The sequence below is a fragment of the Kitasatospora sp. NPDC093806 genome, from assembly GCF_040683335.1.
Taxonomy (GTDB): Bacteria; Actinomycetota; Actinomycetes; order Streptomycetales; family Streptomycetaceae; genus Kitasatospora.
Genome location: NZ_JBFBDO010000010.1, coordinates 24,127 through 47,924, shown reverse-complemented (window position 1 = coordinate 47,924; position 23,798 = coordinate 24,127). Strand labels below are relative to the sequence as shown.

15 protein-coding genes are annotated in these 23,798 nt (G+C 73.3%); 6 read left to right on the top strand and 9 right to left on the bottom strand.

What is annotated here, in order from left to right; all coding sequences use genetic code 11:
* Positions 1–219: 219 nt before the first annotated feature.
* Positions 220–3,354, bottom strand: a complete 3,135-nt coding sequence (locus tag AB0N76_RS08705; RefSeq protein ID WP_363554631.1) for an AAA family ATPase — start codon at positions 3,352–3,354, stop codon at positions 220–222.
* 768 nt (positions 3,355–4,122) lie between these two features.
* Here AB0N76_RS08705 and AB0N76_RS08700 point away from each other — a divergent pair.
* The 5 genes from AB0N76_RS08700 (at position 4,123) to AB0N76_RS08680 (ending at position 9,475) form a co-directional block, all read left to right on the top strand.
* On the top strand, positions 4,123–4,788 hold the full coding sequence (locus tag AB0N76_RS08700; RefSeq protein ID WP_363554760.1) for a response regulator transcription factor: 666 nt from the start codon (positions 4,123–4,125) through the stop codon (positions 4,786–4,788).
* Positions 4,789–5,035: 247 nt separating this feature from the next.
* Positions 5,036–6,862, top strand: a complete 1,827-nt coding sequence (locus AB0N76_RS08695; protein WP_363554629.1) for a 5'-nucleotidase C-terminal domain-containing protein — start codon at positions 5,036–5,038, stop codon at positions 6,860–6,862.
* Between the two features lie 116 nt (positions 6,863–6,978).
* Positions 6,979–7,410 carry a hypothetical protein gene (locus tag AB0N76_RS08690; RefSeq protein WP_363554627.1) on the top strand — a complete coding sequence of 144 codons (432 nt, stop codon included), beginning with the start codon at positions 6,979–6,981 and terminating at the stop codon, positions 7,408–7,410.
* Positions 7,411–7,585: 175 nt separating this feature from the next.
* A complete protein-coding gene (locus AB0N76_RS08685; protein ID WP_363554625.1) occupies positions 7,586–8,512 on the top strand; it encodes an NADP-dependent oxidoreductase in 927 nt (308 codons plus the stop codon).
* A 30-nt stretch (positions 8,513–8,542) separates the two neighbouring features.
* On the top strand, positions 8,543–9,475 hold the full coding sequence (locus tag AB0N76_RS08680) for an AraC family transcriptional regulator (RefSeq protein WP_363554623.1): 933 nt from the start codon (positions 8,543–8,545) through the stop codon (positions 9,473–9,475).
* Between the two features lie 104 nt (positions 9,476–9,579).
* On the opposite strand, the gene AB0N76_RS08675 is transcribed toward AB0N76_RS08680, so the two are convergent.
* From AB0N76_RS08675 to AB0N76_RS08665, 3 genes are all read right to left on the bottom strand, one after another.
* Positions 9,580–10,449, bottom strand: coding sequence for an SAM-dependent methyltransferase (locus AB0N76_RS08675; protein WP_363554621.1), 870 nt, complete (start codon positions 10,447–10,449; stop codon positions 9,580–9,582).
* A gap of 150 nt (positions 10,450–10,599) precedes the next feature.
* On the bottom strand, positions 10,600–12,057 hold the full coding sequence (locus tag AB0N76_RS08670; protein WP_363554619.1) for an aldehyde dehydrogenase family protein: 1,458 nt from the start codon (positions 12,055–12,057) through the stop codon (positions 10,600–10,602).
* An 81-nt stretch (positions 12,058–12,138) separates the two neighbouring features.
* On the bottom strand, positions 12,139–13,005 hold the full coding sequence (locus AB0N76_RS08665; RefSeq protein WP_363554617.1) for a helix-turn-helix transcriptional regulator: 867 nt from the start codon (positions 13,003–13,005) through the stop codon (positions 12,139–12,141).
* A 287-nt stretch (positions 13,006–13,292) separates the two neighbouring features.
* Between AB0N76_RS08665 and AB0N76_RS08660 the strand changes: the two genes are divergently transcribed.
* Positions 13,293–14,204, top strand: a complete 912-nt coding sequence (locus AB0N76_RS08660) for a hypothetical protein (protein WP_363554615.1) — start codon at positions 13,293–13,295, stop codon at positions 14,202–14,204.
* Positions 14,205–14,373: 169 nt separating this feature from the next.
* Here AB0N76_RS08660 and AB0N76_RS08655 read toward each other — a convergent pair whose 3' ends face one another.
* From AB0N76_RS08655 to AB0N76_RS08635, 5 genes are all read right to left on the bottom strand, one after another.
* Positions 14,374–15,834 carry a glutamate synthase subunit beta gene (locus tag AB0N76_RS08655; protein WP_363554613.1) on the bottom strand — a complete coding sequence of 487 codons (1,461 nt, stop codon included), beginning with the start codon at positions 15,832–15,834 and terminating at the stop codon, positions 14,374–14,376.
* A complete protein-coding gene (gltB, locus tag AB0N76_RS08650; protein WP_363554758.1) occupies positions 15,827–20,413 on the bottom strand; it encodes a glutamate synthase large subunit in 4,587 nt (1,528 codons plus the stop codon). Before gltB ends, AB0N76_RS08655 begins: the two co-directional genes overlap by 8 nt.
* Positions 20,414–20,850: 437 nt before the next feature.
* On the bottom strand, positions 20,851–21,576 hold the full coding sequence (locus tag AB0N76_RS08645) for a VIT1/CCC1 transporter family protein (RefSeq protein WP_363554756.1): 726 nt from the start codon (positions 21,574–21,576) through the stop codon (positions 20,851–20,853).
* 171 nt (positions 21,577–21,747) lie between these two features.
* Positions 21,748–22,725: a prolipoprotein diacylglyceryl transferase gene (lgt, locus tag AB0N76_RS08640; protein WP_363554611.1), complete on the bottom strand. Its 978-nt coding sequence runs from the start codon at positions 22,723–22,725 to the stop codon at positions 21,748–21,750.
* Positions 22,726–22,880: 155 nt separating this feature from the next.
* Entirely contained in the window at positions 22,881–23,744 is an 864-nt protein-coding gene (locus AB0N76_RS08635; protein WP_363554609.1) for a thioredoxin domain-containing protein, read from the bottom strand.
* Positions 23,745–23,798 lie beyond the last annotated feature (54 nt).

The following is a 23,798-nucleotide window of genomic DNA, read 5'->3' as shown; positions in this document are numbered from 1 at the left end:
GGCTCGCGGTGCCCACGGTCCCCCCTCACGGGCGCCGACCGTCCGCACCGCGAGCCGCACCGCCGGGGCGCTTCCGGCACTCGTGGCTCACGCCTCCAGCGGCCCGCCACGCCCGTTCCCGCGCTTCATCCCACTTCCCCGCGAACGCCAACCGGCGCCGCAGCCCGAACGCTCGGACGCCCCCGTTCGGGTGCGCCCCCACCACCTACACCCCGCGCCTCACCCCTCCAGCGCCCCGACCAGCTCCAACCGCCGCCGGATCCCGAGCTTGCGGAAGCTGTTCGTCAGGTGCGTCTCCACCGTCCGCACCGCGAGGTGCAGCATCGCGGCGATCTCCGCGTTGGAGTGCCCGGTCGCGGCGAGCCGGCAGATCCGCAGCTCGCTGTCGGTGAGCGCCTCCGCCCCGGCGTGGTCGCCGCGGCCGATCCGGGCGCCCGAGGCGCGCAGCGCCTCCAGGGCGATCGCGCGCTGCCGGACGGCGCCGAGGCGTTCGGCGCGTCCGGCGGCCTCGCGCAGTGCGCGCCGGGCGGCGCCGCGCCGGCCGCCCTCGGCGAGCAGCCGGCCGTGGGTGATGAGGGCGGGGATGAGTTCGGTGTCGATCTCGGCGGCGCGCAGCTGCTGGACCGCGTCGGTCGCGAGGTCGAGCCCGTGCCGGCCGCCGGTCGCGGCGGCGAGGGCGCGCAGGGCGCGGCCGACGGTGCGCGGGGTGCCCCAGACCCGGGCCAGCCGGAGCTCCTCCTCGGCGAGGGCGACGGCGGGGCCGGGTTCGCCGAGCTGGAGGTGGCATTCGGCGGCGGCGGAGCGCCAGGGGGTGACGATCGGGCTGCGGACCTGCCGTTCGCCCTGGCGGCGGCCGCATTCGAGGAAGTCGGCGAGGGCTTCGGCGGGTTCGCCGGAGGCGAGGCGGAGCTGGCCGCGGGCGTAGAGGTACTCGTTCCACTCCCAGGAGCCCTGGGCGCGGTCGGCGGCGACGGCGCGGGCGAGGCCGTGGGCCTGCCAGAGCCGGCCGGTCTCGACCAGCGCGAGGACGGCCTGGGCGACGAGGTGGGCGTTCTGCTGGCCGAGGAGTTCGGCGTAGTGGCCGGGGACGGCGTCCTCGGTGGTCTCCCGGGAGCCCGCGGCGTCACCGGCGGGGCCCCCGCCCACGCCCCCGACGGGCGTCCCGGGGAGGCCGGGGGCGCCCCAGGCGCGCAGCCGGGGCAGCCCGGGCGGGCCCCACGGGGTGGCCTGGAGCAGCACGGAACCGGACCCGGACCCGGCCGCCACCGCGGGCCCGGGCCCGGTGAGCGCGTAGTCGTCGAGCAGCGCCTGGTACTCCCCGCGCATGATCATGCTCTCGGCGCGGACGCTGAGCAGGCACTGGTAGCCGGGGTCGAGCGGACCGCCCCGGTAGGCGGCGAGGCCGCGGGCGACGAGCTCGTCGGCCCGGTCGAGGTGGTCCGCCCACTGGGTGAGGGTGGCGAGGGAGACCAGCAGGTAGGAGCGGCAGAGCGGGTCGACGGGCGCGGCGTCGAGCTCGCGGACGCGTTCGACGACCTCGGTGGCGGAGAGCAGGCCGCTGGTCGCGTCGAACTCGGTGAGCAGCGCGCACGCCGGCGGGGCGAGGCGGTGCGGGGTGCGGACGGCGAGGCGCTGGACGCCCTCGACGACCTGGAGCCAGCTGTGCCCGTCGTGGGCGGCGATCTGGGCGGTCGCGGCCTGGACGGCGTGGAGGAGGTCCTCCTGGTCGGCGAAGCGGTGGGCGAGCTCGTCCATGAGTTCCAGGGCGGCGGCGGTGTCGCCCCGGGTGGCGAGGACGGCGCCGAGGGTGCCGGCGGCGCGGAAGACGCCCTCGTCGCTCTGCTGGAGGTGGACGGCCTCGGCGAGGTGGCGCAGGCCGACGGTGCGTTCGGCGGCGCCGAGGGTGACTTCGAGGCTGCCCAGCTCGGTGAGCAGCCGGCCGCGCTGGCGGTCGCTGAGGGGTTCGGCGAGGACCCGGCGGAGCAGGGCGGCGGCGTCGGCGGGGCGGTCGGCGTCGGCGGCCTGGCGGGCGGCGCGGCGCAGGGTGTCGGCGGCCCAGTGCGGGGTGGGGGCGGGGGTGAGCAGGAGGTGGCCGGCGACGTGTTCGTCGGGGGCGCCGGTGCGGTGGAGGTGTTCGGCGGCGGCGTGGTGGACGGCGGCGCGGTGGCCGGGGGCGTGGCCGGCCAGGACGGCGTCGGCGAGCAGCGGGTGGGCGAAGTGCGGCCACCCGGCGGGGCCGGGGGCGTCGAGGTGGCCGTGGGCGGTGAGGTCGGCGAGCCAGTCGGTGAGCCGGCCGGGGTCGGCGGCGGCGAGGTCGGCGAGCAGGGGTACGGCGTCGAGCCGGGGGGCGTCGGGGGCGACGGGATCGCGGCCGGTGGCGGGGAGTTCGCGCATCCGGGCGAGGACCCGGGCGGCGGTGACGGCCTGCTCGCCGGCGCCGTGCAGCCAGCGGTCGACGGCTTCGGCGAAGGCGCTGCCGGGCAGGGCGGTACAGCGGTCGGGGAGCCGCTCCGGCGGGCCGCCCGGGAGCGCGGCGAGGTCGGCGAGGAGGGCGGTCAGCAGCAGCGGGTTGCCGCCGCCGGCGCGGGCGCAGTCGGCGGCGAGGGCGGGGGGCGTGCCGGGGCCGAGGTGGCGTTCGGCCAGCCGGACGGCGGCGGGGGCGTCGAGCGGGGCGAGTCGCAGGGTGGTGACGAGCTCGGCGGGCAGGTCGCGGCCGAAGCGCTCGGGCGCGGTGTCCAGGGCGGCCTGCCGGCGTTCGGTGGCGAGCAGCAGGACGGGCAGCCGGTCGATCCGCCGGGCGACCTGGCGCAGCCAGCGGCGGGAGGGTTCGTCGGCGAGGTGGACGTCGTCGACGGCGAGCAGCAGCGGGTGGTGGGCGGCGTGCAGGCGGAGCAGTGACCAGAGGGTGGCCTCGGCGGTGCCGGGGTCGGCGCCGCCGTCCGGGGCGGGTCCGTCCCCGGTGCGGTCGAACGGACCGGTGCGGTCGAACCGGCCGGCGGGGGCGAACGGGCCGGCGGGGGCCGGGCCGGTGTCGAAGAGCTGGCGGGCGGCGGCGTACGGGGTGGCGGCCTCGTCGGCGGAGCAGCGGGCGCGCAGGACGGTGGTGCCGTCGGCGGCGGCGCGCCGGGCGGCCTCGGCGAGGAGGGCGGTGCGGCCGGTGCCGGTGGCGCCGGTGAGCAGCAGGACTCCGCCGGTGCCGGTGCGGGCGGCGTCGGCCCGGTCGGCGATCCGGCGCAGCTCCGGTCCGCGCTGCACGAGCTCGCGCCCCGCGGCGTCGTGCCCGGTCTCCGCTTCGGCGAGGTCGTACTCCACCGGTCCGCGCTCCGCGAGGCAGGTGGCCGTGACGGTGCTCATCCGTGTTCCCTTCTCTCCCCGCTGCCCGTTCCGGGGACTCCCGTCGGGTGTCCGAACGGGCAGTGTCCGCCGTTCTACCGGGAAATCGGCTTGACGTCCTATTCACGCACTACCGGCGGGTCCGGTTCTGGACGGTGGTGCCGGTGGTGCCGATCGGCCCGGTGGGACGGCCCTTCCGTACCTCTGACCACTTGGGCACCCGGTTGCGTTGCCCCGACCGTCCTCGTGGTGTTGCCCGGCGGGCCCGATCTCGTGGTGGACCACGATGGCCGGGAGGCTGCCCGGGCGGGAAGCATGGGGGTTGTTCCGGGGCACGGGCAGCGCTCCCGGATCGCCGTCGAACGGTCCGCCGTCCCGGCCGGTACGCGACGCCCTGACGTCCGGCGTCCGCCGGGGGCCGGACCGGCTTCTCCAGGAGGGGGCCAGAATTTGACTGTCCTGCACACCACGCCGACCACCCGCACCGCGCCGAGCGCCCGCACGGCACCGGCCGTCCACCCGGCACCGGCCGCGCACACCGCGCCCTCGCACACCGCGCCGACCGTCCGCACCGCCGCGCCCTCGCGCACGGTGCCGCCGTCCCGCACGGTGCCGGCCTCCCGGGCCGTGCCGCCTTCGCACACGGTGCCGACCCAGCGCCCGGTGCCGGCCCGTACGGTCACCGCGCACCAGCACGCGGCCACCGCCGGCACCGCCGCCGCCCCCGCCGGCACCGGCCCGGCCGTCCACCCCCAGCCGGCCGGCGGCCCGACCGTCCGCGGCGCGGCCGTGACCACCCGGGCGGCCGCCACCGCGGCCGCGGCCCGCAACGCGACGGTGCCGGTCGCCGTCCAAGCCGCCGATCCGCTCTCCCGGGCCGGTGCGGAGGCCCAGCTGCGCCGCTTCCCGGGGGTCGCGGTGGTAGACCCGGCGGGTGCGGCCGCGCCGGGCACGGTCACCGTGCTGGTCGCCGAGTCCGCGGACGCCGCCGCCACGGCGGCGCTGCGCCGGCTGGTGCGCGGCGCCGGCCAGCGGGTGGTGTTGGTGGTCGAGCGGCTGCGCGAGACCGAGCTGCTGGAGGCCGTCGAGTGCGGCGTCGCGGCGATCCTGTGGCGCCGGGAGGCGACGCCGGAGCGGCTGGGCCGGGCGGTGCTGGCCGCGGCCCGGGGCGACGGGGACCTCCCGGCGGACCTCCAGGGGCGGCTGATCGCCCAGGTGGGCCGGCTGCAGCGGTCCGTCCAGGGGATGCCGGGCCAGGCGCCGACGGGTCTGTCGGAGCGTGAGTCGGACGTGCTGCGGCTGGTCGCCGAGGGCTGGGACACCGGGGAGATCGCGGCCCGGCTGTCGTACTCCGAACGGACGGTCAAGAACGTCCTGCACGGGCTGACCACCCGTCTGCAGCTGCGCAACCGGGCGCACGCGGTGGCCCACGCGGTCCGCGAGGGCTACATCTAGGACGGCGGTGGTCCGGAGACGGGCGGGCGGGTGCGCGACTACCGCACCCGCCCGTCCGTGTCACGAACGAGTCGCCAAGATCTCACCTGCCGGAAAGCTCCGGGGGCTATCCATCGAGGCAGCCGCACGGCACACTTCTACGCGCGTACCTCTACGCGCGTCACCGAGCCTGTGCGCCGCCACCGTCGGCGATCGTCGGCCACCGTTGACGGTCCGTCCTCGCAGTCCCCACCCGGGAGAGTCGTCCATGTCCCTGAACCGCCGTGACTTCGTCACCCGGTCCGCCGTCACCGCCGCCGGTGCCGCCCTGGCCGGCGGCGCCACCTTCGCCGCCGCCTCCCCCGCCGCGGCGGCCGGACCGGACGAGGCCCGCGCCAAGGGCCGGACCAAGCGCCAGGCCTTCACCGTGATGGGCACCACCGACCTGCACGGCCGGGTGCTCAACTGGGACTACTTCACCGACGCCGTCTACGCCGACAAGGCGCACAACGAGGTCGGCCTCGCCAAGATCTCCACGCTGGCCAAGCAGGTCCGCGAGGAGAAGGGCTGGGACCGCTGCCTGCTCATCGACGCCGGTGACACCATCCAGGGCACCCAGCTCACCTACTACTTCGCCCGGGTCGAGCCGATCGCCACCGAGGCCGACACCGCGCCCGAGCACCCGATGGCGCTCGCCATGAACACCATGGAGTACACCGCCGCCGCGCTCGGCAACCACGAGTTCAACTACGGCATCGACACCCTGCGCGCCTACGAGGAGCAGCTCGACTTCCCGCTGCTCGGCGCCAACGCGCTGAACGCCCGCACCGACAAGCCGGCCTTCCCGCCGTACGTCATCCGCAAGCTCAAGCTGGGCAACGGCCCGGCCCTCAAGGTCGGCATCCTCGGCCTGACCAACCCGGGCATCGCGATCTGGGACAAGGCCAACGTGGCCGGCAAGATGACCTTCCCGGGCATCGTCGAGACCGCCAAGATCTGGGTGCCCAAGGTCAAGGCCGCCGGCGCGGACGTCGTCGTGGTCGCCTGCCACTCCGGCATGGACGAGGCCACCTCCTACGGCGACCAGCTGCCCTGGCCGGAGAACGCCTCGGTCGCGGTCGCCGAGCAGGTGCCCGGTGTGGACGCGGTGCTGGTCGGCCACGCGCACAAGGAGATCCCGCAGCGCCTGGTCGTCAACAAGGAGACCGGCAAGACCGTCGTGCTCTCCGAGCCGCTCTGCTGGGGCCAGCGGCTGACCTGCTTCGACTTCGAGGTCGAGTTCGAGCAGGGCGCCTGGAAGGTCGTCTCGCTGGCCGCCCGGGTGCTGAACTCCAACACAGTCCCGGAGGACCCGGAGATCGTCAACCTGATGACCGACCAGCACAAGAAGGTCGTCGCCTACGTCAACCAGGTCATCGGCACCGCCAAGATCGAGCTGTCGATCGCCGAGGCGCCGTTCAAGGACACCCCGATCATCGACCTGATCGGCCGGGTCCAGGCCGACGTGGTCCGCGCCGCGCTGGCCGGCGGCCAGCACGCCAAGCTGCCGGTGCTCGCCCAGGCCGCGCCGTTCAACCGCTCCGCGAAGATCCCGTCCGGCCAGGTCAAGCTGCGCGACGCGGCCGGGCTGTACATCTACGAGAACACCCTGGAGGCCCGCATCCTGACGGGCGCCCAGATCAAGGACTACCTGGAGTACTCGGCGAAGTACTACAACCAGGTCGCCCCGGGCGCGCCGATCGACAAGGCCACCCTGACCAACGCGCAGAACACCCCGGACTACAACTACGACGCCATCTACGGCGTCTCGTACGACATCGACATCGCCCAGCCGGCCGGCTCGCGGATCGTCAACCTCAGCTTCGACGGCAAGCCGATCGACCCGAAGGCCCAGTTCGTCCTGGCGGTCAACAACTACCGGGCCAACGGCGGCGGCAACTTCCCGCACGTCGCGGCCGCGCAGAAGGTGTGGGCCAACTCGGACGAGATCCGCAACGCGATGATCGGCTGGGTGAAGGAGAAGGGCGTCATCGACCCCGCCGACTTCTACACCGAGTCGTGGCGCCTGGTCCGGGCCGGCCAGCCGGTCTTCTGACCCGCGCCGCTCCTCCCACCGAGCAGACAGCCCCGGGGCCCGCACCCCGGGGCTGTCCCCTTTTCCGGGGCCTCCCGGGGCTGTTCGGCCACCCGGCGCCCCGTTAGCCTGACCGTATGCGGACCATCGCCACCTGGCCCCTGGACGCCCTGCCCCCGGACGACGTGCCGGCCGAGTTCCGCGTCCCCTGCGCCCTCGTCGGACGGGACCTGCGGCACCTCCCGTCCGGCACCCGGCTGCCGGACGGCGTCCGCTGGGAGCTCTCCGAGGAGTACTACAGCGGGTTCCTGCTGGGGCTCGGCAGCGCCCGCGGCCGGCTGTTCACCCGCGAGACCGACCCGTACCTCCCGCCCGGACCGCTCACCGCGTACGTGGCCGACCAGGTCCAGGACCACCTGGCCGGTTACGAGTTCGTCCAGTGGCCGCCCTGCCCCGGGCACACCCACCTGCTGGTCCCGGCCGCCGACCGGGCCGACGGCGAGGCCGGGTGGCACTGCCGGGCCGACGGGCGCGAGGTGGCCCGGATCGGCGGGCTCGCCACCGGCTGACACCCGTCCGTCCTCTCCCCCGGCCCGTCCGCTCCGGCCGGGCCCGGCCCGGGCGATCGGACGGCGAGACGCTGGGACATCTTCGCGAGACAACAGGATATTCAGCCGCGCGCCGGGCCTCCCTAGTGTTGATCACGTCACCAGCGAGTCCCCGCAAGCGAAGAGGAACAGTCCCATGCGCGCAGTCGTCCAGCAGTCCTTCGGCGGTCCCGAGGTCCTGGAGGTCGTCGAGACCGACCGCCCCACCCCGCTCGGCGGCGAGGTCCTGGTCAAGGTCCACGCCAGCGGCGTCAACCCGGTCGACGTGGCGGTCCGCTCCGGCGCGTACCCGCTGCTCGGCGAGCCGCCGTTCGGGGTCGGCTGGGACATCTCCGGCGTCGTCGAGGCGGCCGGCCCGGGCGCCCGGTTCAAGCCCGGCGACGAGGTGTTCGGGATGCCGTTCTTCCCGCGCGCCGCCACCGGCTACGCCGAGTACGTCGCGGTGCCGTCCCGCCAGGTCGCCCGCAAGCCCGCCACCCTCGACCACGTCCAGGCGGCCGCCCTCCCGCTGGCCGCGCTGACCGCCTGGCAGGGCCTGGTGGACGCGGCCGGGCTCACCGAGGGGCAGCGGGTGCTGATCCACCGCGCGGCGGGCGGCGTCGGCCACTTCGCCGTCCAGATCGCCAAGGCCCGCGGCGCCCACGTGATCGCCCTGGCGAGCGAGTCGAAGCACGCGTTCCTGCGCGAGCTGGGCGCCGACGAGGTGGTCGACTACCGGGCCGAGGACCACCTGGAGGCCGTCGGCGAGGTCGACGTCGTCTTCGACTCCTCCTCGCAGGGCACCGCCTCGCTGGCCGTGCTGCGCGAGGGCGGCGTGCTGGTCTCGATCATGGAGCACTGGAACACCGCGCTGGCCGCCGAGGTCGAGGCCGCCGGGCGGCGCTTCGCGGGCGTCTCGGTGGAGCCGGACTACGCCTCGCTGGAGGCGATCGCCCGGCTGGTCGACGAGGGCCGGATCCGTCCGCACATCGCCGACACCTTCCCGCTGGAGGAGGCCGCCAAGGCCCACGAGCTGATCGCCGCCGGCCGCACCCAGGGCAAGATCGTCCTGACCGTAGCCTAGGAACGGCGAGCACCGACCAGGGGGGAACGCATGGACATCCTGACCGAGGCACTGAGCTCGATGCGGACGGGGCAGCCCGCCTCCGTCCGCACCGAGGGCCGGGCCCCGTGGGGCCTGCGGCTCCCCCCGGTCGCCGGGGCCGGATTCCACGTGGTGCTGTACGGGACGTGCTGGCTGGTCCCGCTGGAGGGCGCGGGCGGCGCCCCGATCGCGCTCAGCCCGGGGGACGTGGTCTTCCTCCGCGACGGCCGCGGCCACATCCTCGCCGACCAGCCCGGCACCCCGGCCCTCCCGGAACGGCCGGACCAGTTCCGGCCGAGCCTGCCGATCGGCACCGTCAGCATCGGCGGGGACGGGCCGCGCACCAGCCTGCTGTGCGGCAACTACCACCTCGACCAGGCCCGCCCGCACCCGCTGGTCCGCCAGCTGCCGGAGATCGTCCACCTGCAGACCCGGCACGGCCGCCACCCCGAACTGAGCGCGGCCGTCCAACTCCTCGGCGCCGAACTGGAGAACCCCCGGCTCGGCTCCACCGGGATCGTCCCGGCGCTGATCGACTCGCTGCTCCTCTACATCCTGCGGGCGTGGTTCGAGGAGCAGCCGCCCGCCACCGCCGCCGGCTGGGCCGCGGCCCTCGGCGACTCGGCGGTCGCCCCGGCGCTCACCGCGATCCACGAGGCGCCGGCCTCGACCTGGACCGTCGAATCCCTGGCCGCCCGGGCCGGCCTCTCCCGGGCCGCCTTCGCCCGCCGCTTCACCACCCTGGTCGGGGAACCCCCGATGGCCTACCTGACCCGCTGGCGGATGACCACCGCCGCCCGCCTCCTCCGCGAGTCCGAGGCCCCCCTCACCACCGTCGCCGCCCGCACCGGCTACGGCTCCGAATACGCCTTCGCCAAGGCCTTCAAACGCGAATTCGGCCAACCCCCCGGCACCTACCGCCGCGAAACCCGCGCCGCCTGACCCGAAGACCCGACGGCCCCCGAACACCTTCGTCCGCGGCTCACCGTGGTGCCGGAGCGCTCTCCGGGGGGACCATCGTGACGGTGCGATCGAGGTTCCCCCGGTCAGCGCTTCTCGGCTACGCCGGACCAGATGCCGACCTGGGCGTCGGTGGGCTGGGCGGGCTGGTCGGGGCGCCAGAGGGGGGCGGTGACCAGGCCGGGGTCGGCGAGGTGCAGGCCGTCGAAGAAGCGCAGCACCTGCTCGCGGGTGCGCATGGTGAGCTGCGCGGTGGCGTTGCGGTAGACGGCGGGGCCGCGGCCGGCGTCGGCGGCGGGGGTGAAGTCGAGGGTGCCGTGCGACAGGACGAGGCGGCTGCCGGTCGGCAGGGCGTCGACCAGGGTGCGCACGATGCCGTACGGGTCGTCCTGCTCGTCGATGAAGTGCAGGACGGCGACCAGCAGCAGGGCGACCGGCTCGCCGGAGTCGAGCGCCTGCCGGACCTCGGGGAGGGCCAGGATCGCCTCGGGGTCGCGCAGGTCGGCCTGGACGACGGAGGTGCTGCCGGGGGTGGCGCCGCCGAGCAGGGCGCGGCCGTGGACGAGCACGATCGGGTCGTTGTCCAGGTACACCACGCGCGCGTCGGAGCGGACCTGCTGGGCGATCTCGTGGGTGTTGCCGGCGCTGGGGATGCCGGTGCCGATGTCGACGAAGTGCCGGATGCCGTCGGCGGCGAGCCCGCGGACCGCGCGGCCGAGGAAGGCCCGGTTGGCGACGGCGCTGATCCGGACCAGCGGGCTGATCCCCAGGACCTTCTCCGCGGCCGCGCGGTCGGCGGGGAAGTTGTCCTTGCCGCCGAGGTAGTAGTCGTACATCCGGGCCGGGTGCGGGACTTCGGGGCGCAGGTCGGCGGGCGGCCGGACCTCGTCCTCGTCGCCGACGACGAGCCATTCGCGGCCTATCTCCTGAAAGCCGGTCTCCTGAAACTCGGTCATCCCGGGTGCCCCCTCGGTCGATTCCGGTCGTAGGTCGATCATTCGTCGATCAACTAGCCCGCAGCATAGGGCAGCCCCGGTCGGCAAGTGGAACCCGGCCGTCCCGTCCACAGCGGCGGAACGACCGGGCGGACAGGAGCGGGCCCCGGCTCAGATCGGGAAGCGGGTGCGCCCGTGCTGGACCGAGATCCACTTGAGCGTGGTGAACGCGTCCAGCGTGGACTCGCCGTTCAGCCGGCCGACGCCCGAGTTCTTCTCCCCGCCGAACGGCACGATCGCCTCGTCCGCGACCGTCCCGTCGTTGACGTGGATCATGCCGGTCTCGATCCGCTGCGCGACCCGCACCCCGCGCTCGACGTCCGCCGTGTGCACGGCGCCGCTGAGCCCGAACGGCGTGTCGTTGGCGACCCGCACCGCCTCCTCCTCGCCGTCGACGGCCACCACCAGCGCGACCGGCCCGAACAGCTCGCGCCGCAGGATCGGCGAGTCGGCGGGCACGTCGCCGAGCACGACCGGCGCCATCAGGCTGCCCTCGGTGGTGCCGCGCAGCAGCGCGGTGGCGCCGGCGGCGATCGCCTGGTCGACCGCGGTGTCCAGGTCGCCGGCCTGGACGGGGTTGATCAGCGGGCCGATGTGGGTGGCCGGGTCCTTCGGGTCGCCGACCTTCAGGGCGGCCACCTTGGCGACGAACTTCCGGGTGAACTCCTCGACCACGGTGCGGTCGACCAGGATCCGGTTGGCCGCCATGCAGGCCTGGCCCTGGTGGATGAAGCGGCTGAACACGGCGGCGTCGACGGCGTAGTCGACGTCGGCGTCGTCGAGCACGATCAGCGCGCTGTTGCCGCCGAGCTCCAGGACGGCCCGCTTGAAGTGCGCGGCGGCGACCATCCCGACGTGCCGGCCGACCTTGTCGGAGCCGGTGAAGGAGATCACCCGCGGGATCGGGTGCTCGATGAACGCGTCGCCGATCTCGGCGATGTCGGTGATCACGACGTTCAGCAGGCCGGCCGGCAGGCCCGCCTCCTCGAAGACCTTCGCGAGCAGGGTGCCGCCGACCACCGGGGTCGCCTCGTGCGGCTTGAGCACCACGCCGTTGCCGAGCGCCAGCGCGGGGGCGACCGCCTTCATGGACAGCAGCAGCGGGAAGTTGAACGGGCTGACCACCCCGACGACGCCGACCGGCAGCCGGTAGACCCGGTTCTCCTTGCCGTCCACCGGCGAGGGCAGCAGCTTCCCCTCGGACCGCAGCGACAGCGACATCGCCTCGCGCACCATGTCCTTGGTCAGCGAGAGCTCGAACAGCGCCTTGCCCATGGTGCCGCCGACCTCGGCGATGATGTCCCGGCAGATCTCCGCCTCGCGGTCCTCCAGGATCCGCACCGCGCGCTCGAAGACCAGCCGCCGGGTGTAGGGGTTGGTGGCGGCCCACTCCTTCTGCACCCGCGCGGCGGCCCGGTAGGCCTGGTCGACCTCGTCGACGGTCGCGACGGTGATGCTGGCGAGCTTGTCCCCGGTGTAGGGGTCGACGTCGACGATGTCCCAGGAGCCGCTGCCGTCGCGCCACTCACCGTCGATGTACTGCGACGCCAACTCGGAAAGGTACGACATCTGATCCCTCTCATTGCCGAATCGGGAACGCCTGCAAGTCGTTCACGACCAGATCTGATCGGGCATCATCGTACTTACCCGCTACAGCTCTTGGCGTACGGAGCGAAGAAGTTCTCGTGTCCGCTCGGGGGACAGGCTGTCCGCCGCCAGACCGTCCATCGCGCCCGCGTACTCCGCGACCTCGGCCGGCTTGTCCAGGTACAGCGCGGTGGTGAACTGCTCCAGGTAGACGATGTCCGGCAGCTCCTGCTCGTCGAAGGCCAGCACCGAGAACGCGCCGCCCTCCGCGCGCAGCCCGCCGAAGCCGAGCGGCATCACCTGGAGCACCACGTGCGGCAGCTCGGTGAGCTCCAGCAGCCGGTCGATCTGCGCCCGCATCAGCTCCGGCCCGCCCCAGGGCCGGCGCAGCACGGCCTCGTCGAGGACCGCGAACAGCCGCGGCGCCCGCTCGGCGGTCAGCACCTCCTGGCGCTTGAGCCGCACCTCCACCCGCCGCTCGACCTCGGCCGCCCCGGTGACGTGCCCGCCGTGGCTGATGACGGCGCGCGCGTAGTCGGCGGTCTGCAGCAGCCCGTGCACGAACTGCACCTCGTAGCTGCGGATCTCGGCGGCGGCCTCCTCCAGGCCCAGGTAGTTCTGGAACCAGCCGGGCAGCACGTCCCCGTACCCCTGCCACCAGGACGTCGCGTTGGCCGCGCGGACCAGCCCGAGCACCGAGGCCCGCTCCTGATCGGCCTCCACCCCGTACAGCGTCAGCAGGTCGGCGACGTCGCGCTCCTTGAAGCCGACCCGGCCGAGCTCCATCCGGCTGATCTTCGACTCGGAGGCCCGGATCGAGTACCCGGCCTCCTCCCGGCTGACCCCGCGGGCCTCCCGGAGCCGGCGCAGCTGCGACCCCAGCAGCAGACGCCGCACCGTGGCACCGCCACCCGCCTGAGCCCCGATCATCGCCTCAACCTCCGCACCTCACGCAGCCCCCGGCCGTCGGCCGCAGTCTTCCACCAGGGACCGACGAACAACAGCCCTCGGAACGCCCTCGACGGACCCTTGCACGGACCCCTCACGGGCCCGCCCGGCATCAGGCCGGAACCACCCGGACGACCCACGTCCGGATACGCGCGGTAGCCGCTCCGCAACTCCCCGGAACGCACTCTAGTCCCCCGCCGTCGCCATGGACATCCCCAACCCCCCGCCGCCGCCCACCCGTGCCGCAACTCGGCCGGATCCGGCAACAGTTGACGGACCCCGAGCGGAACCCCGGCGGCCGACCGGACGTCCCCCACCATGTGCCGACGAGACGACCGCTCTCCGCCGCCCTGCTGCTCGCCCTCCTCGCCGTACCCGGCGACGCCTTCGCCGGCTCCACCGGCGTCCACTTCCCCACCGGCCCGGCGCTGGACCGGGCCCGCCAGGTGGCCGCCGCCTGGCCCGGCTCCCCGGCCGAGCGGATCTGGCGCACCGGCTACTTCCCCCACTACGGCGGGGAGCGCTGGCTGCCGGCCGGGTTCTCCCGGAACGACGGCGCGTTCGCCGCCTTCCTCGGCGGCCGGGTGGACCTGCCGGCCGAGTTCCCGGCCGCCACCACCGGCACGGTCGCCTTCCCGGACGGGACCACCCTCACCCTGCCGCTGACCAACCCCCACACCATCGCCGAGGACCTCACCCGGCAGCCCGAGGCCTGCACCAGGGAGCCCTGCAACACCCGGCTCGCCGTGACCGCCGTCCGGCTCGGGACCCGCCCGCAGGTGACCAGCCGCGGCCGGGCGACCGTGCCGGTCTGGGAGTTCGTGCTCGACGGCCTGGACGAGCCGTACGCGGTCGCCGCGGTGACCTCGCAGGAGCCGGCCGACCTGCCCGGCCACTACGACGACCTGCCCGCGGGCAACACCGACGTCCACGACGTCTGGCGGGACTGGGACGGCGGCCTGCACGGCACGCTGCACCCCCGCGACTGCGCCGAGGCCCTGCCGGGCGCCGTGTACGAGACCGCCGCGGTGGTGGTGCTGGTCGGCCGCACCACGGGCCGGCCCGGCGACTGCGGATCGTACGGACCCGGCCGGGACTCCCGCTTCCGGTTCGCCCACCCGCCGGGCGACCGCGTCCTCCTCAACCTGGCCGGCCGCCCGCTCCTCTTCCCCGGCGACTGACCGGCGACTGACCGCCCCCGGAAAACGCTCCCGGAAAAGCCGAAAGGCGCCTGCCCCCAAACTGGTCGGGGATGTGGGCAGGCGCCATGGACCGCGAAGGCCCGGCGACGCTGACGGGTGCGGCTCGGTGCCGTCCCGGCGATGCGGCGCCGGGCGGCTCAAGGCCGGATCAGACCACCAGGGGGCGGTCGGTCGGCCGGATCGGGGCGGGCAGCGGGGTCTTGCCGCCCAGGAAGGTGTCGACCGCCGCGGCGGCCGAGCGGCCCTCCGCGATGGCCCAGACGATCAGGGACTGGCCGCGTCCCGCGTCTCCGCAGACGTAGACGCCATCGACATTGGTGGCGAAGCGGCCGTCACGACCAACATTACCGCGTGCGTCGAGGTCCACGCCCAGCTGCTCCACCAGGCCGTTCTTCACGTCGGTCCCGGTGAAGCCCATGGCCAGGGTGACGAGCTGCGCCGGGATGGCCCGCTCGCTGCCCGGCACCTGCTCGAACTTCCCGTCCCGGAACTCCACCTCGACCAGGTGCAGCTGCTGGACGTTGCCGTCCTCGTCGCCGCTGAAGTGGGTGGTGGAGACGGAGTAGATCCGCTCGCCGCCCTCCTCGTGCGCGGAGGTGACCTTGTAGGTCATCGGCATGGTCGGCCAGGGCTGGTTGCCGGGGCGCTCCTCGCTCGGCCGCGGCATGATCTCCAGCTGGGTGACCGAGGCCGCGCCCTGCCGGTGGGCGGTGCCGACGCAGTCCGCGCCGGTGTCGCCGCCGCCGATGACCACGACGTGCTTGCCCTTGGCGCTGATCGGCGACTCGACGAAGTCGCCCTCCTGCACCTTGTTGGCCAGCGGCAGGTACTCCATGGCCTGGTGGACGCCCTTGAGCTCGCGTCCGGGCACCGGCAGGTCGCGGGCGGTGGTGGCGCCGGCCGCGATGACCACCGCGTCGAACCGCTCGCGCAGCTGCTGCCCGGTGATGTCCTCGCCGACGTGCACGCCGGTGCGGAACCGGGTGCCCTCCGCGCGCATCTGCTCGATGCGGCGGTTGATGTGGCGCTTCTCCATCTTGAACTCGGGGATGCCGTAGCGCAGCAGGCCGCCGATCCGGTCGGCCCGCTCGTACACCACGACGGTGTGCCCGGCCCGGGTGAGCTGCTGGGCGGCGGCCAGGCCGGCCGGCCCGGAGCCGACCACGGCGACCGTCTTGCCGGACAGCCGCTCGGGCACCTGCGGGGTGACCCCGCCCCGGTCCCAGGCCTTGTCGATGATGGTGACCTCGACGTTCTTGATGGTCACCGCGTCCTGGTTGATGCCGAGCACGCAGGCGGACTCGCACGGCGCCGGGCACAGCCGCCCGGTGAACTCCGGGAAGTTGTTGGTCGCGTGCAGCCGCTCGATCGCGCCGGTCCAGTCGTCCCGGTAGGCGAGGTCGTTCCACTCGGGGATGAGGTTCCCGAGCGGGCAGCCGTTGTGGCAGAACGGGATGCCGCAGTCCATGCAGCGGCCGGCCTGCTTGGTGATGATCGGCAGCAGGCTCCGCTCGACGTAGACCTCGTTCCAGTCCCGCAGCCGGACGTCCACCGGGCGGCGCTCGGCCAGCTGCTTCGGGGTGGTCAGGAAGCCCTTGGGGTCAGCCATGTGCCGCCTCCATCATCTTGCGAGTGGTCTCGGCCTCGGAGAGGCCATCGCGCTCAGCGGCGTCCTTGGCGGCGAGCACTGCCTTGTAGTCGGTCGGCATGATCTTGGAGAAGCGGGAGACCCCGCCGCCCCAGTCCGCCAGGAGCTCGGCGGCGACGGTGGAGCCGGTCTCCTCGTAGTGCTGCTGCACGGTCTCGCGCAGCCAGTCGCGGTCCTCCGCGGTCGGGGCCTCGATGCCCACCATGCCGCTGTTGACGTTCGCCGGGCGCAGGTCCAGCACGTAGGCGATGCCGCCGGACATGCCGGCCGCCAGGTTGCGTCCGGTCTCGCCGAGGATGACGACCCGGCCGCCGGTCATGTACTCCAGGCCGTGGTCGCCCACGCCCTCGACGACCAGGGTGGCGCCCGAGTTGCGGACGGCGAACCGTTCGCCGGCCTTGCCGCGCAGGTGGATCCGGCCGCTGGTGGCGCCGTACCCGATGGTGTTGCCGGCGATGACGTGGTTCTGCGCGTCGTTGCCGATGGCGGCCGCATCGCGGGCCGGGCGGACCACCAGCACGCCGCCGGAGAGGCCCTTGCCGACGTAGTCGTTGGCGTCGCCCTCCAGCCGCAGGGTGATGCCGCGCGGCACGAAGGCGCCGAAGGACTGGCCGGCCGAGCCGGTGAAGGTGACGTCGATGGTCCCCTCCGGCAGGCCCTCGCCGCGGTACCGCTTGGTCACGTGGTGGCCGAGCATGGTGCCGACGGTCCGGTTGACGTTGCGGATCGGCAGCTGGATGCGGACGGCGTCGCCGTTCTCCAGGGCGTCCTGGGCCAGCGCGATCAGCTGGTTGTCGAGGGCCTTGTCGAGCGCGTGGTCCTGCGTGGTGGTGCGGTGCAGGGACGCGCCCTCGGGCAGCTCGGGCACGTGGAACAGCGGGGCCAGGTCGAGCCCGGCGGCCTTCCAGTGCTCGATCGCGCCCTGGGCGTCGATGTGCTCGGCGTGGCCGACGGCCTCCTCGATGGTGCGGAAGCCCAGCTCGGCCAGGATCTCCCGGACCTCCTCGGCGATGAACTCGAAGAAGTTCACCACGAACTCGGGCTTGCCGGAGAAGCGGTCGCGCAGCACCGGGTTCTGGGTGGCGACGCCGACCGGGCAGGTGTCCAGGTGGCAGACCCGCATCATGATGCAGCCGGAGACCACCAGCGGGGCGGTCGCGAAGCCGAACTCCTCGGCGCCGAGCAGCGCCGCGATGACGACGTCGCGGCCGGTCTTCAGCTGGCCGTCGGTCTGGACCACGATCCGGTCGCGCAGGCCGTTCAGCAGCAGGGTCTGCTGGGTCTCGGCGAGGCCGAGCTCCCAGGGGCCGCCCGCGTGCTTGAGCGAGGTGAGCGGCGAGGCGCCGGTGCCGCCGTCGTGGCCGGAGATCAGCACCACGTCCGCGTGCGCCTTGGAGACGCCGGCCGCGACCGTCCCGACGCCGACCTCGGAGACCAGCTTCACGTGGACGCGGGCCTCGGGGTTGGCGTTCTTGAGGTCGTGGATCAGCTGCGCCAGGTCCTCGATCGAGTAGATGTCGTGGTGCGGCGGCGGCGAGATCAGGCCGACACCCGGGGTGGAGTGCCGGGTCTTGGCGACCCACGGGTACACCTTGTGGCCGGGCAGCTGGCCGCCCTCGCCGGGCTTGGCGCCCTGGGCCATCTTGATCTGGATGTCGTCCGCGTTGACCAGGTACTCGGAGGTGACGCCGAACCGGCCGGAGGCGACCTGCTTGATCGCGGAGCGGCGCTCCGGGTCGTACAGGCGGTCCGGGTCCTCGCCGCCCTCGCCGGTGTTGGACTTGCCGCCGAGGCGGTTCATCGCGATGGCCAGGGTCTCGTGCGCCTCGCGGGAGATCGAGCCGTACGACATGGCGCCGGTGGAGAACCGCTTGACGATCTCGCTGACCGGCTCGACCTCCTCGACCGGGATCGGGGTCCGGCCGAGCGCGTCCAGCTGGAACAGGCCGCGCAGCGTCATCAGCCGCTGCGACTGCTCGTTCACCCGGTCGGTGTACTGCTTGAAGATGTCGTACCGGCGGTTGCGGGTGGAGTGCTGGAGCCGGAAGACGGTGTCCGGGTCGAACAGGTGCGGCTCGCCCTCGCGGCGCCACTGGTACTCGCCGCCGATCTCCAGCGCGCGGTGCGCGGCCGGGATGCCGGAGGCCGGGTACGCCTTGGCGTGCCGGGCGGCGGTCTCCTTGGCGATCTCGTCCAGGCCGATGCCGCCGAGCTTGCTGGTGGTGCCGGCGAAGTAGCCGTCGACCAGCTCGTGGGAGAGGCCGATCGCCTCGAACACCTGGGCGCCGCGGTAGGAGGCGACGGTGGAGATGCCCATCTTGGACATCACCTTGAGCACGCCCTTGCCGAGCGCCTTGATCAGGTTCTTGATCGCCTTGTCGGCCTCGATGCCGGTCAGGAAGGTGCCCTGGGCGACCAGGTCCTCGACCGACTCCATGGCCAGGTACGGGTTGACCGCGCCGGCGCCGTAGCCGATCAGCAGCGCGACGTGGTGCACCTCGCGGACGTCACCGGCCTCGACCAGCAGCGACACCCGGGTGCGCTGCTTGGTGCGGATGAGGTGGTGGTGGATCGCGGAGGTGAGCAGCAGCGAGGGGATCGGGGCGTGCTCGGCGTCCGAGTGCCGGTCGGAGAGCACGATGATCCGGGCGCCGTCGGCGATCGCCGCGTCGGCCTCGGCGGCGATCGCGGCCAGCCGGGAGGCCAGCGCCTCGCCGCCGCCGGCCACCTTGTACAGGCCGGACAGCGTGACGGCCTTGAGGCCGGGCTGGTCGCCGTCGTGGTTGATGTGGACCAGCTTGGCCAGCTCGTCGTTGTCGATCACCGGGAAGGTGATGCCGACGGACCGGCAGGCGGCGGCCTCGGCGGCCAGCAGGTTGCCCTCGGGGCCCAGGTTGGACAGCAGCGAGGTGACGAGCTCCTCGCGGATGGCGTCCAGCGGCGGGTTGGTGACCTGCGCGAAGAGCTGCACGAAGTAGTCGAACAGCAGTCGCGGCTTCTCGCTCAGCGCGGCGATCGGCGAGTCGGTGCCCATCGAGCCGAGCGCCTCGGCGCCGGACTTGGCCATCGGCGCGAGGATGACCCGCAGCTCCTCCTCGGTGTAGCCGAAGGTCTGCTGACGGCGGGTGACCGAGGCGTGGGTGTGCGCGATGTGCTCGCGCTCGGGGAGCTCGGCGAGCTGGATCTGGCCGGCCTCGACCCACTCCTGGTAGGGGTGCTCGGCGGCCAGCGCGGCCTTGAGCTCCTCGTCCTCGACGATGCGGTGCTCGGCGACGTCGATCAGGAACATCCGGCCGGGCTGGAGCCGGCCCTTCTTGACCACCCGGGTCTGCTCGATGTCAAGCACGCCGACCTCGGAGGAGAGGACGACCAGGCCGTCCTCGGTGATCCAGTACCGGGCCGGGCGCAGGCCGTTGCGGTCGAGCACGGCGCCGATCTGGTTGCCGTCGGAGAAGGCGATGCAGGCCGGGCCGTCCCAGGGCTCCATCAGGTTGGAGTGGTACTGGTAGAACGCGCGGCGGGCCGGGTCCATGGTGGCGTGGTTCTCCCACGCCTCCGGGATCATCATCAGCACCGCGTGCGGCAGCGAGCGGCCGCCGAGGTGGAGCAGCTCCAGGACCTCGTCGAAGGAGGCCGAGTCGGAGTGGTCCGGGGTGCAGACCGGGAAGATCCGGCTGAGGTCGCCGGGGATCAGGTCGGTGACCAGCTGGGACTCGCGGGCGGTCATCCAGTTCCGGTTGCCCTGGACCGTGTTGATCTCGCCGTTGTGCGCGACGAACCGGTACGGGTGGGCGAGCGGCCAGCTCGGGAAGGTGTTGGTGGAGAACCGCGAGTGCACCAGGCCGAGCGCGGAGGCGTAGAGCCGGTCCGACAGGTCGGGGAAGAAGGGCTCCAGCTGGCCGGTGGTCAGCATGCCCTTGTAGACGATGGTGCGGGCGGACAGCGACGGGAAGTAGACGCCGGCCTCGCGCTCGGAGCGCTTGCGGACCACGAAGGCGAGCCGGTCCAGCGCGATGCCCTCGACGCCGTCCTTGCTCAGGAGGAGCTGGCGGAACCGCGGCAGCACGCTGCGGGCGGTGTTGCCGAGCAGGTCGGGGGTGACCGGGACGTCGCGCCAGCCGAGGACGGTCAGGCCCTCCTCGGCGGCGATCGCCTCGACCTGCGCGACGGCGGCCGCGTCGGCGGCGTCCTCGTCGGGCAGGAAGGCGATGCCGACCGCGTAGGCGCCGGCGGCCGGGAGGTCGAAGGAGACCTTGGAGCGCAGGAAGGCGTCCGGGATCTGGGTGAGGATGCCCGCGCCGTCACCGGAGTCCGGCTCGGCGCCGGTGGCGCCGCGGTGCTCCAGGTTGCGCAGGACGGTCAGCGCCTGCTCGACGACGGTGTGGTCGGCGATGCCGGTCAGCGTGGCGACGAATCCGACGCCACAGGCGTCGTGCTCGTTTCGCGGGTCGTACAGGCCCTGAGCAGCAGGTCGCGCATCCGGAACGAGCGCGTACGGCGGGCGGGCGGCGCCGGCCTGGGGCTCGTTGGCGGAGTGCATGGATGCAGACAGCATCGGCTCTCCCGTCGTCGTCTTTCGAAGCTGGTGCAGTAGGGACGACGTTGGCCCTGATGCGATTTCGTGCAAGTTACATGATGCCGAAGATCCCGGGAAGCGGAATATCGCGTCCACATCGCGGACGGATCCCGCAGGTCACGGGGGCTGTGAGAGGACGTGCCACACCGCACGTCCCGACGATTGTGCCCGCCCGTCGGCGGCCTGAAACAGGGGCGAAACCCGCCGATCACAGGAGCCGATCATGGCCGCCTGCGATTCCATCCCCGGAGACGATCCACGGATGCGAATCAGTGGCCGGGCGGCCCGAATGGTGAGACTAGGCAGGCGCGGCCAACCCTCCATGTGTGGAACGTCACTCACCCGAATGCATAATAATGCAACAGTACACAGCTTCTCCCACTGCCCGCCGCGACCGGCGGTCAGCCGATCTGCCCGCCGATCAACCAGCCCAGCAGGTACGTCACCCCGGCCGCCACCCCGCCCAGGACCAGCTGCCGCAGCCCGCTGAACCACCAGCTGCGCGCCGTCACCCGGGCCACCACCGCGCCGCAGGCGAACAGCCCGGCCACCGCGAGCAGCAGCGCCGGCAGCAGCGAGGTCGCGCCCAGCAGGTACGGCAGCAGCGGCAGCAGCGCGCCGACCGCGAAGCAGACGAACGAGGACCCGGCCGCCACCCACGGCGAGGGCAGGTCGTTGGGGTCGATGCCGAGCTCTTCCCGGGCGTGGATCTCCAGCGTCCGGTCCGGGTCGGCGGAGAGCTGCCGGGCCACCTCGTGGGCCAGCGCCGGGTCCACCCCGCGCTCGACGTACAGCTGGGCCAGCTCGGCCAGCTCGCCGTGCGGGTTGCGGCGCAGCTCCAGCCGCTCCGCCTCGATCTCGGCCTGGACCAGCTCGCGCTGCGAGGCGACCGAGGTGTACTCCCCCGCCGCCATCGAGCAGGCGCCGGCGGCCAGGCCGGCCAGGCCGGTGAGCACCACGGTGCCGCTGGAGACGGCGCCGCCGACCACGCCGGTCATCAGGGCGAAGTTGGAGACCAGCCCGTCCATCGCGCCGAACACGGCGGGGCGCAGCCAGCCGCCGTTCACGTCGCGGTGGTGCCCGGCGGCGGGTATCCGGGGATGGTGCTGCCCGGCCTCTGGGTCCAGGGTGGTCGCGCTCACGGGTGTTCCCCTCCGGTCGATCGTCCGATCACCTTACGAATTGACCGTAGTCCTCTTGAGCTGGGCATTTCCAGCAAAGTAAGGCTGTCCGAACAACGCCGCGGCCGCCCTCCGCGGGTGTCGCGGAGGGCGGCCGGGGTCGGCGGTGTGCGCAGGTCAGGCGGGGTTCCTGGCGTCCTTCTCAAGCTTGTCGAGCTTCTCGGCGAGCCCGTCCGAGGGCTTGGCGTCCGACTTCGCGTCCGACTTCTCCGAGCCCTTCGCGTCCGCGCCCTTCGCGTCCGCGCCCTCCGCGGCTTCCGCCTCGTTCGCCAGCGGGTCGATGCTCGCCGGGTCCTCCCGGCCGGGGCGCTTCTTGCCGACGATCACCAGGTAGGCGACGGCGGCCAGGAAGACGGCGATCGCCACCCAGTCGTTGATCCGCAGGCCGCCGATCACGTGCGCCTCGTCGATCCGCAGCCACTCGGTCCAGAACCGGCCGACCGTGTACGCGGCCACGTACAGCGCGAAGGCCCGGCCGTGGCCCAGGGTGAACCGGCGGTCCGCCCAGATCACCAGCGCCGCGACGCCGACGCACCAGAGCGACTCGTAGAGGAAGGTCGGGTGGTAGATCCCGGTGACCACCTCACCGCTGGGCAGCGTCTTCTTGATCTCCAGGCCCCACGGCAGCGTGGTCTCCCGGCCGTACAGCTCCTGGTTGAACCAGTTGCCCCAGCGGCCGAGCGCCTGGGCGAGCGCGATGCCCGGGGCGATCGCGTCGGCGTAGGCGGGCAGCGGGACCTTGCGGCGGCGGGCGCCGATCCAGGCACCGACCGCGCCCAGCGCGATCGCGCCCCAGATCCCGAGGCCGCCCTCCCAGATCTTGAAGGCGTTCCAGGGGTTCTTCCCCTCGCCGAAGTACAGCTGGTGGTCGGTGATCACGTGGTAGAGCCGGCCGCCGACCAGGCCGAACGGCACAGCCCAGACGGCGATGTCGCCGACCGTGTGCTTGCCACCGCCCCGGGCGACCCAGCGCTTGCTGCCGAGCCAGACGGCCACGACGACACCGAGGATGATGCAGAACGCGTAGGCGCGCAGCGGGACGGGTCCGATGTAGAGGACCCCCCGCGACGGGCTGGGAATGTAGGCGATATCCATGGCAGCTCCGACGCTACAGGGTCGACGGCCCGTCCCGGACACCCCCGCGGGTCACAGTCGGCGCACGGATGGGCGTACGGATGGACGGACGGCATGCCGCCGCCCCCTCCGGACGGGGAGGGGGCGGCAGCCATCCCGCAGGGTACGCGTCCGGATCAGCCCGCGTTGGGCGAGGGGTTGTTGCTCTCCGAGGCGGTGCTGGTGGGCGCCGGCGACTGGCCGTGCGTCCCCGGAGTGCCCAGCTGCTTGCCCTGGTTGGCGGCGTCCACCCACTTCACCAGGTTGGCCGGGGTGATCTCCTCGTTGTTGGACTTGGGGTAGATCGGCTGCCCGTTGAGCAGCACCGTCGGGGTGGACTTGTAGCTCGACTTGTCGAAGTCCTGCTGCACCGCCGACACCCATCCGCTGTACGTCGAGTCGTTGACGCAGGACTCGAAGGCGGGCGTGTCCAGGCCGTTGACCTGCTTGGCGAGGTTGATCAGGGTCGGCTTGCTGCCGAAGGCGTCGTTGGTCTCGTCCGGCTGGTTGCGGTAGAGCACGTCGTGGTAGTCGCGGAAGTGCCCGGCGTCCTGGGCGCAGGCGAGCGCGTTGGCCCCGTACTTGGAGCCCTTGCCGGGCACGGCCCGGTCGATGAACGAGACGATGTGGTAGTTGGTGTAGATCTTGCCCGCGTCCTCCAGCTGGCCGATGGTGGGCCCGAACTCGCGCTCGAAGATCCCGCAGGCGGGGCAGCGCGCGTCCTCGTAGACGGTGAGGACGGACGGGGAGTTGTCCGAGCCGACCGGGATGACCAGGTTCTTGTCGCCGATCGCGCCGGCCGGGGCCGCGGTCGGGGTCTCCGGCTTGGACCGCTCGTTCTGCACGACCACACCGGTGACCACGGCGGCGGCGATCACCGCGAGGGCCACCCCGCCGACGATCAGCTTCTTCTTCCGCCGGCCGCGGGCCTCCTCTTCGGCCCGTTCCGCCAGCATCCGCTCACGGGCGGTGCGCTTGCCTTCTCGGTTCTTCTCGCTCATCAGCCTTGGATATTCCAGATTCGGGGGCGGGGGTTCGGTGGGGTCGCGGACCGG

Coding starts and splice junctions, on each gene's coding strand:
- AB0N76_RS08685 (WP_363554625.1), top strand. CDS start 7,586: ATGCGCGCAGTCGTCCAGCAGTCCTTCGGCGGTCCCGAGGTCCTGGAG.
- AB0N76_RS08695 (WP_363554629.1), top strand. CDS start 5,036: ATGTCCCTGAACCGCCGTGACTTCGTCACCCGGTCCGCCGTCACCGCC.
- AB0N76_RS08635 (WP_363554609.1), bottom strand. CDS start 23,744: ATGAGCGAGAAGAACCGAGAAGGCAAGCGCACCGCCCGTGAGCGGATG.
- AB0N76_RS08680 (WP_363554623.1), top strand. CDS start 8,543: ATGGACATCCTGACCGAGGCACTGAGCTCGATGCGGACGGGGCAGCCC.
- AB0N76_RS08670 (WP_363554619.1), bottom strand. CDS start 12,057: ATGTCGTACCTTTCCGAGTTGGCGTCGCAGTACATCGACGGTGAGTGG.
- AB0N76_RS08690 (WP_363554627.1), top strand. CDS start 6,979: ATGCGGACCATCGCCACCTGGCCCCTGGACGCCCTGCCCCCGGACGAC.
- lgt (WP_363554611.1), bottom strand. CDS start 22,725: ATGGATATCGCCTACATTCCCAGCCCGTCGCGGGGGGTCCTCTACATC.
- gltB (WP_363554758.1), bottom strand. CDS start 20,413: ATGCACTCCGCCAACGAGCCCCAGGCCGGCGCCGCCCGCCCGCCGTAC.
- AB0N76_RS08655 (WP_363554613.1), bottom strand. CDS start 15,834: ATGGCTGACCCCAAGGGCTTCCTGACCACCCCGAAGCAGCTGGCCGAG.
- AB0N76_RS08675 (WP_363554621.1), bottom strand. CDS start 10,449: ATGACCGAGTTTCAGGAGACCGGCTTTCAGGAGATAGGCCGCGAATGG.
- AB0N76_RS08705 (WP_363554631.1), bottom strand. CDS start 3,354: ATGAGCACCGTCACGGCCACCTGCCTCGCGGAGCGCGGACCGGTGGAG.
- AB0N76_RS08665 (WP_363554617.1), bottom strand. CDS start 13,005: ATGATCGGGGCTCAGGCGGGTGGCGGTGCCACGGTGCGGCGTCTGCTG.